Here is a 14075-nt window from a genome sequence, read left to right as displayed (position 1 = left end):
GGCGCCGAATCCTGCTGGAAGGCAGTTCTGGTGCATCTCGCTCAGTTGCCACCTTCCCTAAAGGATTCTGCGGACATGTCACCTCGATTCAGGCTCAGCCATTTCTCCCTGGCGTTTATCGCCGCCCTTTCGTCTCCCGCACTGCTGGCGGATACCTTGGAAAGAGAACACGGCAAAGTGCCGGTAGCCGCTACCGACCTGCCCGTCGATGGCACCGCCCAAGCCCTGGAGTTGAGCGAAACACGAATCCTGGGCACCGCTGCCGAAGAACTCAAACAAGCCCCCGGCGTGTCAATCATCACCGCCGAAGACATCAAGAAACGCCCGCCGACCAACGACCTGTCGGACATCATCCGCCGTGAACCGGGCGTCAACCTCAGTGGCAACAGCTCCAGCGGCAGTCGAGGCAACAATCGCCAGATCGACCTGCGCGGCATGGGCCCGGAAAACACCCTGATCCTGATCGATGGCAAGCCCTCGACCTCGCGCAACGCCGTGCGCTACGGCTGGAGCGGCGACCGTGACACCCGTGGCGAAACCAACTGGGTGCCGGCCGAAGAGGTCGAACGCATTGAAATCCTGCGTGGCCCGGCGGCTGCTCGCTACGGCTCCGGAGCCATGGGCGGGGTGATCAACATCATCACCAAGCGCCCCACCGACCAGTTGCACGGCTCGCTGACCACCTACGTGTCGCTGCCCGAAGACGATGCCGAAGGCATGAGCAAACGCACCAACTTCAACCTCAGCGGCCCGTTGAGCGACACCTTGGCGTTCCGGGTGTATGGCGGCCTGAACAAGACCGATGCCGATGACTCCACCATCAACCAGGCCGAGCAGGCTAGCGCAGACTCGCTGGTCGCCGGCCGCGAGGGTGTGCGCAACAAGGACGTCAACGGTTTGCTCAGTTGGCAATTCACCCCCGAGCAGACCCTGGACCTGGAAGCCAGCTACAGCCGTCAGGGCAATATCTTCGCCGGCGACACCATGCTCAACGGCGGCGGTGTATTCGTGAACAGCCTGGTCGGCAAGGAAACCAGCGTGATCCAGCGCAGCAGTTTCTCCGCCACCCACCGTGGCGAGTTCGACTGGGGCTCGACCATGGCATCGCTGAGCCACGACCTGACCCGCAACGCACGCCTCAACGAAGGCCTGGCGGGTTCCGGCGAGGGCGCGCCCTCCGCCACCGCTGGCCGTTTCGAATCGCGGCTGCGCAACACCCGGGCCACGGCCGAGGTCAACCTGCCCCTGAGTTTCGGCACCGAGCAGGTGCTGACCCTGGGCAGCGAATACCTCTACGAGTCGATGAACGATCCGGGGTCGCTGCGCCCACAAAGCTACGACCCTGGCACAGGTGGCGTACCGAGCATTCCGGGGATGAGCCGCAGCAGCACCAAGACCACGGCCTCCAGCTATGCGCTGTTCGCCGAGGACAACATCGAAGTCGGCAGCAAGACCATCATCACCCCCGGCCTGCGCTACGACGATCATGAAGAGTACGGCGGCAACTGGAGCCCGAGCCTCAACGCCTCGCACCAACTGACCGATGAGCTGAGCCTCAAGGGCGGTATTGCCCGCGCCTACAAGACGCCCAACCTGTACCAGTCCAACCCCAACTACTTGCTGTACAGCCGTGGCAACGGTTGCAACGCCAGCGAAGCCAACTCCGGCGGCTGCTACCTGATGGGTAACCCGGACCTGAAACCGGAAATCAGCGTCAACAAGGAAATCGGCCTGGCCTATGACAAAGGCACCTGGCGCACCAGCGCGACCTACTTCCGTAATGACTACAAGAACAAAATCAACGCCAGCAACACCGCCGCCTACCGCCTGGACGGCGGGCGCCGTGTGCTGGAGTGGGAAAACAGCGGGGCGGCACTGGTGCAGGGGGTCGAGGGCAACCTGTTCATGACCCTGCGCGACGATCTGGACTGGAACACCAACCTGACCTACATGATCGACTCCAAGGACAAGGACACCGGCGAACCGCTGAGTGTCATTCCCAAGTACACGGTCAACACCACCCTGGACTGGCAGGCCACCGACAAGCTGTCGTTCCAGGTCAGCGGCACCTACTACGGCAAGCAGGAGGCGCCGACCCTCAACTCCCGCAGCGCCAACCGCTATGATCGCAGCGCCCAGCAGGATGTGGACCCGTACGGTTTGATGGGGTTGAGCAGCGGCTACGAGTTCACCAAGAACCTGAGTGTGCGCGTGGGCATCGAGAACCTGCTGGACAAGCGCCTGTATCGCAAAGGCAATGCTGACGATGCCGGTGCCCAGACGTATAACGAACCGGGTCGGGCTTATTTTGCGTCGGTGACGGCTTCGTTCTAAGGGCCATGCCGTTGAAGGTCTTTGAATAGTCAGCTGTATCTGGACACTTTGGCGAGGGGACAAATCCCCTCGCCACCAGTGGGTGTTACCTTTAATTAAGCGCTAGCAATTACAGTTTATTCGCGAGCAAACCAACGACAAGTCCGACATTAAAAACAGTACTATCGCCCACCAACAAGGCAAACTTTCTGCAACTTGTAACTACCATGTTTCCGCAATTGCGCAACGCAATCCCAGAAGAATAAAGTCCGCCAGCTACAACTTCCTATATTCTTTGCGAGAACTGTCATGAGAGAAATTTCAAAATCTCTGAAAAAGCTGCTGTCTGATATCTACGAGGACGGCGATGTGTCGCTGATGGAGTTCAAGGCCTTGCAGGTTGAATCCGACCTGCGCTGGGGAAGGGTGGTCGATGAACTGGGGAAAAACAATACATTGCTGGCATTTCAAAGTTCGATGGATGTTGCCATGCACTTATTGTTTTTGAGCCTGAATTACATAAAGGACCAGGAAATCACTGATGTGGGCGAAGCCATTGTCAAGGATGCAATAGCCGCACAAGTTGAAACGCTAATGGCCGGCGCTGAACTGTCCCTTAAACAACTTAAAGTTGGCCCCAACACCCGGTAATCTACCGCAAAAAAAGGCGAAGCCATCACAGCTTCGCCTTTTTTATGCCGCTAACCCTTAGTGGTGTTCGCGGGTCGCACGGAATTTCACATCCGGCCAGCGCTCTTCCATCAACGCCAGGTTCACCCGGGTAGGCGCCAGGTAGGTCAGGTGGCCACCGCCGTCGATGGCGAGGTTTTCCACGGCCTTGTTGGAGAATTCCTCCAACTTCTTCTTGTCACTGCAATCAATCCAGCGTGCCGAGTACACCGTGATCGGCTCGTAGGAGCATTCGACCTTGTATTCCTCTTTCAAGCGGCTGGCCACCACATCGAACTGCAGCACACCCACGGCGCCGAGGATGATGTCGTTGCTGCGCTCGGGGAAGAACACCTGGGTGGCGCCCTCTTCCGCCAATTGCTGCAGACCTTGGCGCAGTTGCTTGGATTTCAGCGGGTCGCGCAGGCGTACGCGGCGGAACAGTTCCGGGGCGAAGTGCGGGATACCGGTGAAGCTCAGGGCTTCGCCTTCGGTGAAGGTGTCGCCGATCTGGATGGTGCCGTGGTTGTGCAAACCGATGATGTCGCCGGCAAACGCTTCTTCCAGCTGCTCACGCTCCGAGGAGAAGAACGTCAGGGCGTCGCCGATGCGTACGTCCTTGCCGGTGCGTACGTGGCGCATCTTCATGCCTTTTTCGTACTTGCCGGAGCAGATACGCATAAAGGCGATACGGTCGCGGTGCTTGGGGTCCATGTTCGCCTGGATCTTGAACACAAAACCGCTGAACTTCTCTTCAACCGGCTCCACGGTACGCTCGTTGGCAACCCGCGCCAGTGGTTTCGGTGCCCAATTGACCACTGCGTCGAGCACATGATCGACACCGAAGTTGCCCAGGGCGGTACCGAAGAACACCGGGGTCAGTTGCCCGTCGAGGAATTCCTGCTGGTTGAACGCGTGGCAGGCGCCCTGCACCAGTTCCAGTTGGTCGACGAAGCGCTCGTACTCGTCACCCAGGTGGGCGCGGGCCTCATCGGAGTCGAGTTTCTCGATGATCTTCACATCGGTGCGTTCGTGACCGTGGCCGGCGGTGTAAACAATGATGTAGTCGTCGGCCAGGTGGTACACGCCCTTGAAGTCGCGGTAGCAACCAATCGGCCAGGTGATCGGCGCGGCCTTGATCTTCAGGACGGCTTCGATTTCATCCAGCAGTTCGATCGGGTCGCGGATGTCACGGTCGAGTTTGTTGATAAAGCTGACGATCGGCGTATCGCGCAGGCGGCACACGTCCATCAGCGCGATGGTGCGTGGCTCGACGCCCTTACCGCCGTCGAGGACCATCAAGGCCGAGTCCACCGCGGTCAGGGTGCGGTAGGTATCTTCGGAGAAGTCTTCGTGGCCCGGGGTGTCGAGCAGGTTGACCATGTGGTCGCGATAGGGGAACTGCATGACCGACGTGGTAATGGAAATACCCCGTTGTTTCTCCATCTCCATCCAGTCAGAGGTGGCATGGCGATCGGATTTGCGGGATTTCACCGTGCCGGCCACTGCGATCGCCTTGCCCATCAGCAGGAGCTTTTCGGTGATGGTGGTTTTACCGGCATCGGGGTGGGAAATAATGGCGAAAGTGCGGCGTTTCGCGACTTCGGCGGCCTGGTGGGTCATGGGAAATCGCCTGGCAGGTGAGTCAAAAAAGGGCGGCGAGTATAGCGCAAACCCAGGGAGCCGGACCACCGTTCACCCGATTGGGGGGTGGCTAAATGCTGCCAAGTATGGAACCTTTTAAAAGGTAGAGACGTCCACTCCCCTGCTACCGCACTCGGAACAGGGGCTGAAAAATCAGCAAGTTAGCCTGACGAGGCTGCGCTCATGGCTTGGTCGCATACCGCGTTGCCGGTATCGGCGAGCTGCTTTTCGCGAACATATTCGCCGACAGCCAGGAATGGCATTGCCGCTCGGAAATGTGTTCGCCGACAAAAGAAAAAAGGAGTCCGCCTGTGGCTATTCGCTATGGCAAAGGGCTGATAGGAGGAGCGGTTGTCGTCGCTCTCCTGGCCCTGCTGGTCCACTGGATCGGCATCAACACGATCGAGATGTACCGCGACGATTTGTTGTTTTACCTGCAAGCTCACCTGATTCTTGTACTTGTCTCCATGCTGGCTGCCCTGATCGTAGGGATCCCCGCCGGTATCCTGCTCAGCCGACCGAGTATGGTCGGGCGCGCAGAACGCTTCATGCAGATCTTCAACATCGGCAACACCGTCCCTCCCCTGGCCGTACTGGCCATCGCCCTCGGCGTCCTCGGCATCGGCAGTGGCCCGGCCATCTTCGCCCTGTTCCTCGCCTCCTTGCTGCCCATCGTGCGCAATACCTACGAAGGCCTGAAAAACGTGCAGGGTTCCTTGAAGGAAGCCGCCGTCGGCATCGGCATGACCCCACGCCAGGTGCTGTTTCGCGTCGAATTGCCCAACGCCGTGCCGATCATTGTCGGTGGCGTACGTGTGGCCCTGGCAATCAACGTCGGCACCGCACCGCTGGCGTTCCTGATTGGCGCCAATAGCCTGGGCAGCCTGATCTTCCCCGGCATCGCCCTGAACAACCAGCCGCAATTGCTGCTCGGCGCCGCGTGCACCGCGCTGCTGGCATTGCTGCTTGACGGTCTGGTGACCATGGCCAGCCGCCTCTGGCTGGAACGCGGGTTGCGTCCGTCTTAAGGCTTGGCAAAGGAATTCACATGAAAAAACTGACTTTGATACTGAGTTGCGTCCTGCTGTTTGCAGGCATTGCGCAAGCTGCTGAAAAACCGCTGATCCGTATCGGCGCCCGGGTCTTCACCGAACAGACCCTGCTCGCCGAAATCACCTCCCAGTACCTGCGCACCAAGGGGTACGACACCCGCGTGACCGGCGGCCTGGGCAGCAACCTGGCACGCAGCGCCCAGGAAAGCGGGCAACTGGACCTGATCTGGGAATACACCGGCGTGTCCCTGGTGGCCTACAACCATGTGGACGAGAAGCTCGACAGCGAACAGTCCTACGCACGGGTTAAAGAACTCGACGCAAAAAAAGGCCTGGTCTGGCTGTCGCCGTCGAAATTCAGCAACACCTACGCCCTGTCCCTGCCGGAAAACGTGGCCAAGGAGTATCCGCAGATCAATACCATCAGCGACCTGGCCCAGGCGCTGGCCGAACCGACCCATGAAAACCGCCTGGTGGCCCTGGACACCGAGTTCGCCAACCGTTCCGACGGCATGGCCGGCATGGTCAAGCTGTACGGCATGAACCTCACCCGCAAGAACACCCGGCAGATGGACGCCGGCCTGGTCTACACCGCCTTGCGCAATGGCCAGGTGTTTGCCGGCCTGGTGTACACCACCGACGGTCGCCTCAATGCCTTCAAATTGAAGCTGCTGGAAGATGACCTGCACTACTTCCCGGACTACACCGCAGCCCCCGTGGTGCGTCAGGTTTATCTGGATGCCCACCCGCAATTGGCCGCCGACCTCAAGCCACTGGCAGCGCTGTTCGACGATGAAACCATGCGCCAGCTGAACGCGCGGGTCGACGTCGACCATGAAAGCCCATCGGCTGTAGCCGCTGATTTCCTGCGCCAGCACCCACTCAACTAAAAGAGGAGAAGACATGGAATTTCTGAACGCCTTTTCCCATCTTGATTGGGCCCAAGTCCTGCACCTGACCTGGCAGCACATCACCCTGGTCGGGATCGCCGTGATCCTCGCGATCGTCGTAGGCGTGCCCCTGGGCGTGCTGATGACCCGCTTCCCGACCCTGGCCGGCCCGTTGCAAGCCAGTGCCACGGTGCTGCTGACGGTGCCGTCGATTGCCCTGTTCGGCCTGCTGCTGCCGTTCTACTCCAAGTTTGGCCAGGGCCTGGGGCCGATGCCGGCGATCACCGCCGTATTCCTCTACTCCCTGCTGCCGATCATGCGTAACACCTACCTGGCCCTGACCGGCGTCGAGCCGGGCATCCGCGAAGCCGCCAAAGGCATCGGCATGACCTTCGGCCAGCGCCTGCGCATGGTCGAGCTGCCGATTGCCGTGCCGGTGATCCTCGCCGGGGTGCGCACCGCCGTGGTGATGAACATCGGTGTAATGACCATTGCCGCCACCATCGGCGCCGGTGGCCTGGGTGTACTTATTCTGGCTTCCATCAGCCGCAGCGACATGTCGATGCTGATCGTTGGCGCCGTGCTGGTCAGTCTCCTGGCCATCTTCGCCGACCTGCTTCTGCAATGGCTGCAACGCTCGCTGACTCCAAAAGGATTGCTCAAATGATCGAACTTCAAAACCTGTCCAAGACCTTCCAAAGCAACGGCAAGACTGTCACCGCCGTTAACGACGTGAGCCTGACTGTCAATGAAGGCGAGATTTGCGTGTTCCTCGGTCCCTCGGGCTGCGGCAAGAGCACCACGCTGAAGATGATCAACCGCCTGATCAAGCCCACCTCGGGCAAGATCCTGATCAACGGCGAAGACACCACCGACCTCGATGAAGTGACCCTGCGCCGCAATATCGGCTACGTGATCCAGCAGATCGGCCTGTTTCCCAACATGACCATCGAGGAAAACATCGTGGTCGTGCCCAAGCTGCTGGGCTGGGACAAGCAGAAATGCCACGACCGCGCCCGCGAGTTGATGAGCATGATCAAGCTCGAACCCAAGCAGTATCTGCACCGCTACCCGCGCGAGCTGTCCGGTGGCCAGCAACAGCGCATCGGCGTGATCCGCGCCCTGGCGGCCGACGCGCCGTTGCTGCTGATGGATGAGCCGTTCGGCGCGGTCGACCCGATCAACCGCGAGATGATCCAGAACGAGTTCTTCGAGATGCAACGCGCGCTGAACAAGACGGTGATCATGGTCAGCCATGACATCGACGAGGCGATCAAGCTGGGCGACAAAATCGCCATCTTCCGCGCCGGCAAACTGTTGCAGATCGATCATCCGGACACTCTCCTGGCCCATCCTGCCGACGAGTTTGTCAGCAACTTTGTCGGCCAGGACAGCACCCTCAAGCGCCTGCTGCTGGTCAAGGCCGAAGACGCGGCGGACAACGCCCCGTCGGTCAGCCCGCAAACCCCGGTGGCCGATGCCCTGGAGCTGATGGACGAGCATGACCGCCGCTATGTGGTGGTCACCTGCGCCGAGAACAAGGCGCTGGGTTATGTACGACGTCGCGACCTGCATCGTCAGACGGGTACCTGCGCCCAATACCTGCGCGAGTTCAACGCCACGGCGGCGTTTGACGAGCACTTGCGCATCCTGTTGTCGCGCATGTACGAGTTCAACCGCTCGTGGCTGCCGGTGATGGATGCCGAGCGGGTGTTTTTGGGTGAGGTGACCCAGGAGTCGATTGCCGAGTACCTGAGCTCTGGTAAGTCCCGTGGGGGCAAGACCAGTATTGTGTCGCCTGCCGAGACTGCACTGGCCTGACACCACTCGGTCAAAATTGTGGGAGCGGGCTTGCTCGCGAAAGCGGTGTGTCAGTCACTGAATGGGTGCTGACCCACCGCCTTCGCGAGCAAGTCCGCTCCCGCATTTAGTTCTGCTGGGTGTCAGGAAATAGCCTGATTCCTCCTCTTTGGGGAACATCAATCCGTCACACCGGTCGGTTACATAAGTAGCTGCACGGCATCGCGCGACGAACGCGTGCAAAAACGCGACATTTTTAGTTGATCTCAAGCCCCTCACGCCCTAAAGTTCGCGCCGAACGTCCATGCTGGAAACGATCCATCCGGCTCAAGTACTGACGACGAGACAGCAAGGCCAAGGGAAGCTTATCCCGTGGCCTTTTTGCTTTCGGCGACATGCCTTGGGAAGTAGGCGAACCAAAGTGGGGATACGGAGGACGTTCATTTGCACCCATTGTTAATTTCAGTTTGCCCTTAGGAGTTCCCAGCATGTCGATCAACGTCGAAGATTATTTCGCGCGCGCCACTTTTGACAAAATGAAGGCGTTCGCCGACAAGCAAGAAACCCCGTTCGTGGTGATCGACACCGCGATGATCAGCCAGGCCTACGATGACCTGCGCGCCGGTTTCGAATTCGCCAAGGTGTACTACGCCGTCAAGGCCAACCCGGCTGTCGAGATCATCGACCTGTTGAAAGACAAGGGTTCGAGCTTCGACATCGCCTCGATCTACGAGTTGGACAAGGTCATGGACCGCGGCGTCAGCGCCGACCGTATCAGCTACGGCAACACCATCAAGAAATCCAAGGACATCCGCTACTTCTACGAGAAGGGCGTGCGCCTGTTCTCCACCGACTCCGAAGCCGACCTGCGCAACATCGCCAAGGCCGCGCCGGGCTCGAAAGTCTATGTGCGCATCCTCACCGAAGGCTCGACCACGGCTGACTGGCCTTTGTCGCGCAAATTCGGCTGCCAGACCGACATGGCCATGGACCTGCTGATCCTCGCCCGCGATTTGGGCCTGGTGCCTTACGGCATCTCGTTCCACGTGGGTTCGCAACAGCGTGATATCAGCGTGTGGGACGCCGCCATTGCCAAGGTCAAGGTGATCTTCGAGCGTTTGAAAGAAGAAGACGGCATCCACCTCAAGCTGATCAACATGGGCGGTGGCTTCCCGGCCAACTACATCACCCGCACCAACAGCCTGGAAACCTACGCCGAGGAAATCATCCGCTTCCTCAAGGAAGACTTCGGTGACGAGCTGCCGGAAATCATCCTGGAACCAGGCCGTTCGTTGATCGCCAACGCCGGGATCCTGGTCAGTGAAGTGGTGTTGGTCGCCCGCAAATCCCGCACCGCCGTCGAGCGTTGGGTGTACACGGATGTGGGCAAGTTCTCCGGCCTGATCGAAACCATGGACGAAGCCATCAAGTTCCCGATCTGGACCGAGAAAAAGGGCGAGATGGAAGAAGTGGTGATCGCCGGCCCTACCTGCGACAGCGCCGATATCATGTACGAAAACTACAAGTACGGCCTGCCGCTGAACCTGGCCATTGGTGACCGCCTGTACTGGCTGTCGACGGGTGCGTACACCACCAGCTATAGCGCAGTTGAATTCAACGGTTTCCCGCCGCTGAAATCCTTCTACGTCTGATCCCTTAGGAGCCGGCTTGCCGGCTCCTGCAATTCCTCTGCGCGTTGTTGGTAGGCATCGGCCATGGCGCGAATCTGCGGATCATTGGCCGCTGCCAGCGCTTTATGGGCCACCCGCAAGAACTTCAGATTCCCGCCCTCCAGTGCCTTGTGCAACCACTCCAGCGCCGCTTCGATCTGCCCATGCTCAGCCAGCATGGCCGCATAACTGAACTGCCCGCGAAAATCCCCACCTTGCGCCGAGCGGCGATACCACTCAAGCGCTGCGGGCACGTCTTGCGCACAGAACTGCCCTTCTTCCAGGTAACGCCCCAACAGGTTCATCGACTTGGCATGCCCCCGTTCGGCAGCCTGGCGATAGCAGGCCAGTGCCTGCTGCTGGTCTTGCGTCACCCCGCGCCCGGTGGCCAGCAGGTTGGCGTAGTTGTACAGCCCCCAATCCAACCCGGCTTCTGCCGCCTGGCGGTACTCCCCGGCAGCCGCCCGCTCATTGGCGGCGCAACCCCAACCATGCTCCAGGCAGCGCCCCACCATATTGCGGGCCATCAAGTGGCCGCCCTGGGCGGCAATCCGGAACCAGCGCAGGGCCAGTGCTTCATCGCGCTCGATCCCGCGCCCTTCCAGGAGGATTTGCCCCAGTAGCGCCTGGGCATCGAGCACGCCCTCCTTCGCCGCCATCAGGATCGCCTGGGCCGCGCGGGCCGGTGATTCGTCGAGCATGGCCCGCAGTTGTTCGCCGTCGAGGCGTTCTTCGCGGCGCAAGTGAAAAGCCATGCTCAGACCTCGACCCAGCGACGCAACAGGTTGTGATAGGTGCCGGTGAGCTGGATCAGCGCCGGGTGGTCCGGTACGTCACGGCTCAGTTGCTGGATCGCACCGTCCATTTCGAACAGCAACGTACGCTGGCTGTCTTCGCGCACCAGGCTTTGGGTCCAGAAAAACGCGGCATAGCGCGCACCCCGGGTCACGGCATTGACCTTGTGCAGGCTGGAGCCTGGGTACAACACCATGTCACCGGCCGGCAACTTGACCCGCTGCAGGCCGAAGGTGTCCTGGATCTCCAGTTCGCCGCCGTCGTATTCATCCGGGTCGCTGAAAAACAGCGTAGAGGACAGGTCAGTGCGTACCCGCTCGTGGCTGCCCTTGGGCTGGCGTACGGCGTTATCAATATGGAAGTCGAAGCTGCCGCCGGCGGTGTAGCAATTGAGCAGGGGCGGGAAGACTTTATGCGGCAGCGCAGCCGACATGAACTGCGGGTTTTGCCACAGGCGCTCGAGCATGGCCGCGCCGATTTCCTTGGCCAGTGGATGGCCCTCCGGCAATTGCAGATTGTGCTTGGCCTTGGCCGACTGATGACCGGCGGTGATCTTGCCGTCAGCCCAGTCCGCCTGCTCCAGGGCTTCGCGGATGCGCAATACCTCGTCGCGGGAGAACAGGCCGGGAATATGCAGCAGCATGAGGCGTTACCTGAGAGCAGAAGGGCGCCAATGGTATTGATTACTATTGGCGCTGTAAAACCCTGATCCGACGGGCAGACGTATGAGCCCGCAAAAACCGTAACTCCCGAAGTGTAAATTTTGTAAATAGGATGCAAATAGCAATGCCTCTCAATTGCTATGCATAATTGTTTACAATATATTTCGCGCCCTAACATCCTTGGGGTAGGGAATTTCATGTCGCGCCACATTACAAAAACACCAAACAGTTCACCGCGCTTGCTGGCCTCGGCCATTGGCGTGGCCATCAGCGCCAGCTCCGTGGCCCACATGGCGCAAGCGGCCGAAGAGACCGAACAAAAAGGCGAGCGCAACAGCATTTCCCTGGGAGCCACCAGCATCACCGGCCAGGAACAGGACGCGATCTCCTACCAGACCGAAAACGCCTCTTCGCAGAAATATACCGCGCCGCTGGTCGACACCCCGCGCTCCGTCACCGTGGTACCGGCGCAGGTACTCAAGGACACTGCCGCCACCTCGCTGCAGGACGCTCTACGCACCGTGCCGGGCATTACCTTTGGTGCTGGCGAAGGCGGCAACCCCCAGGGCGACCGCCCGTTCATCCGCGGCTTCGATGCCCAGGGCGACACCTACCTGGACGGCGTGCGTGACACCGGCGGCCAGAGCCGGGAAATTTTCGATATCGAGTCCATCGAAGTCAGCAAGGGCCCCAACTCCTCGTTTGGTGGCCGTGGCTCGGCCGGTGGCAGCCTCAACCTGGTGAGCAAAACCCCACAAGCACGGGACTTCCTCAACGGCGGTTTTACCTACGGCTCCGACCAGACCCGTCGCTATGCCCTCGACGTCAACCGCCAGTTCCTCGACAGTGCCGCGTTTCGCCTGAACCTGATGAGCCACGAACAGAACGTGGCCGGCCGCGACGCAGTCAACTACGACCGTTGGGGCGTGGCACCGTCGCTGACCTTTGGCCTGGGCACCCCGACCCGCGTCAACTTCAGCTACTACCATATGGAAAGCAACGACCTGCCGGATTCGGGCATTCCTTATGGCTATAGCTCCGCCGCAGCCACCGCCCATGGTCACGACAAGCCTACCGACGGCGGCGACAGCAGCAACTTCTACGGCCTCAAGGATCGCGACTTCCGCAAGACCCGCGCCGATATCAGTACGTTCTCCATCGAGCACGACCTGAACGACAACATGACGATCAAGAACACCCTGCGTCATGGCAGTACGGGTCAGGATTACGTCCTCACTCAGCCGGACGACAGCAAACTCAACGTCAACCAGTTCGGCACCGTCTGGCGCCGGGCCAATAGCCGTGTGTCGACCACCACGACCACCACCAACCAGACCGATCTGTTTGGCAGCTTCCAGGCCCTGGGCTTCAAGCACAGCTACTCTACCGGCCTGGAATTTACCGGGGAAGAAACCCGTGTCAGCGGTTACACCGTCAGCCCTAACGGCAACCCTACCGGCGGCTGCACACCTGGCAAGGTCGGCAACAGCGGCGGCCAATGCACCTCGCTGGGCAACCCGAACCCAAACGATGCCTGGACCGGCAGCGTCGCCCGCAACTACATGGGCACCAACACCAAGGCCACCAGCCGCGCCGCGTACGTGTTCGACACCATCGAGCTCGATCCACAGTGGCTGCTGAACGTTGGCCTGCGTTATGACACCTTCGACACCGTCGCCAACACCAACGCAGCCACCGGCCGTACCAAGCTCAAAGACGACAGCCAGTTCTTCAACTGGCAGGCCGGCCTGGTCTGGAAGCCGATGGAAAACGGCAGCATCTACACCTCCTATGCCACTTCGGCCTCGCCCGCTGGCGGCCTGGTGGGTGAAGGTGTCGACTCCAACGCCATCCCAACCGGCATCAACACCAGCGACATGAAGCCGGAAGAAACCGTCAACTACGAGCTGGGCACCAAGTGGGATCTGTTCCACGACCGCCTGTCCCTGACCGCTGCCCTGTTCCGCACCGAGAAGAAAAACGCGCGCATCCTGGTGAACTCCAACACCTATGAAAATGCCGGCGAATCCCGGGTCGATGGCCTGGAGCTTTCCGCCAGCGGCAAGCTCACCGAGCAGTGGCAGGTATTCGCCGGCTACAGCTACCTGAAAAGCGAGCTGGTGGACCCAGGCAAAAACGGCAACCGCCAAGGCGTGGTGACTGCGGGCTCCAACAAAGGCAACGAAATGCCCAACACGCCGAAGCACTCCTTCAGCCTGTGGACCACCTATGACATCACCTCGAAACTGACCGTCGGTGGCGGCGCGTTCTATGTGGACGACGTCTACGGCGACCCGGCCAACACCGTCTACGTGCCGTCCTACACCCGCTACGACGCCATGGCCAGTTACAAGCTGACCAAAAACGTCGACCTGCAATTGAACGTGCAAAACCTGACCGACAAGACCTACTACGACAAGGCCTATGGCGCGCACTTCGCCAACCAGGCAGCCGGTCGTACCGCGCTGTTGACCACCAGCTTCCACTTCTAAGGCGCTAGACGTTTCATGCAAAAGCCCCGCGCATTGGCTGCCCGGGGCTTTCGTCTGTAAAAAAGAAAGTTTCTCGACCACCCACGGC

Annotated in this window: 11 protein-coding genes; 8 read left to right on the top strand and 3 right to left on the bottom strand. The window is 60.1% G+C overall.

The genetic code is table 11. The features are described 5' to 3' along the window. Window positions 1-75: 75 nt before the first annotated feature. Entirely contained in the window at window positions 76-2334 is a 2259-nt protein-coding gene (locus JFT44_RS01260; RefSeq protein ID WP_198830294.1) for a TonB-dependent siderophore receptor, read from the top strand. 288 nt (window positions 2335-2622) lie between these two features. After that, window positions 2623-2964: a hypothetical protein gene (locus JFT44_RS01255; RefSeq protein WP_057958422.1), complete on the top strand. Its 342-nt coding sequence runs from the start codon at window positions 2623-2625 to the stop codon at window positions 2962-2964. A gap of 57 nt (window positions 2965-3021) precedes the next feature. Here the strand turns inward: JFT44_RS01255 and JFT44_RS01250 are convergent, their stop codons facing one another. Continuing rightward, a complete protein-coding gene (locus JFT44_RS01250) occupies window positions 3022-4605 on the bottom strand; it encodes a peptide chain release factor 3 (RefSeq protein ID WP_120734153.1) in 1584 nt (527 codons plus the stop codon). A 332-nt stretch (window positions 4606-4937) separates the two neighbouring features. Here JFT44_RS01250 and JFT44_RS01245 point away from each other — a divergent pair, with 332 nt between their 5' ends. From JFT44_RS01245 to JFT44_RS01225, 5 genes are all read left to right on the top strand, one after another. Continuing rightward, window positions 4938-5654 (top strand): ABC transporter permease, encoded by a 717-nt coding sequence (locus JFT44_RS01245; protein ID WP_057958420.1) that lies wholly within the window; start codon window positions 4938-4940, stop codon window positions 5652-5654. A gap of 20 nt (window positions 5655-5674) precedes the next feature. Continuing rightward, the gene (locus JFT44_RS01240) at window positions 5675-6568 is read left to right on the top strand and encodes a glycine betaine ABC transporter substrate-binding protein (RefSeq protein ID WP_057958419.1); all 894 of its coding nucleotides are present in this window, start codon (window positions 5675-5677) and stop codon (window positions 6566-6568) included. A 13-nt stretch (window positions 6569-6581) separates the two neighbouring features. Beyond that, on the top strand, window positions 6582-7235 hold the full coding sequence (locus JFT44_RS01235) for an ABC transporter permease (protein ID WP_027604864.1): 654 nt from the start codon (window positions 6582-6584) through the stop codon (window positions 7233-7235). After that, window positions 7232-8389, top strand: a complete 1158-nt coding sequence (locus JFT44_RS01230) for a betaine/proline/choline family ABC transporter ATP-binding protein (RefSeq protein ID WP_057958418.1) — start codon at window positions 7232-7234, stop codon at window positions 8387-8389. Before JFT44_RS01235 ends, JFT44_RS01230 begins: the two co-directional genes overlap by 4 nt. A 467-nt stretch (window positions 8390-8856) precedes the next feature. Then, a complete protein-coding gene (locus tag JFT44_RS01225) occupies window positions 8857-10020 on the top strand; it encodes a type III PLP-dependent enzyme (protein ID WP_032861941.1) in 1164 nt (387 codons plus the stop codon). Here the strand turns inward: JFT44_RS01225 and JFT44_RS01220 are convergent. Beyond that, window positions 10011-10793 carry a tetratricopeptide repeat protein gene (locus JFT44_RS01220; protein ID WP_057441031.1) on the bottom strand — a complete coding sequence of 261 codons (783 nt, stop codon included), beginning with the start codon at window positions 10791-10793 and terminating at the stop codon, window positions 10011-10013. The genes JFT44_RS01225 and JFT44_RS01220 overlap by 10 nt on opposite strands. A gap of 2 nt (window positions 10794-10795) precedes the next feature. After that, window positions 10796-11476: a Fe2+-dependent dioxygenase gene (locus tag JFT44_RS01215; protein WP_057441033.1), complete on the bottom strand. Its 681-nt coding sequence runs from the start codon at window positions 11474-11476 to the stop codon at window positions 10796-10798. A 216-nt stretch (window positions 11477-11692) separates the two neighbouring features. On the opposite strand from JFT44_RS01215, the gene JFT44_RS01210 reads away from it, so the two are divergent. Beyond that, window positions 11693-13987 carry a TonB-dependent siderophore receptor gene (locus tag JFT44_RS01210; protein ID WP_198830293.1) on the top strand — a complete coding sequence of 765 codons (2295 nt, stop codon included), beginning with the start codon at window positions 11693-11695 and terminating at the stop codon, window positions 13985-13987. Window positions 13988-14075 lie beyond the last annotated feature (88 nt).

Source organism: Pseudomonas sp. MF5691 (assembly GCF_016405645.1).
GTDB classification, from domain to species: Bacteria; Pseudomonadota; Gammaproteobacteria; order Pseudomonadales; family Pseudomonadaceae; genus Aquipseudomonas; species Aquipseudomonas shahriarae.
This window is presented reverse-complemented; position numbering and strand designations above follow the sequence as displayed.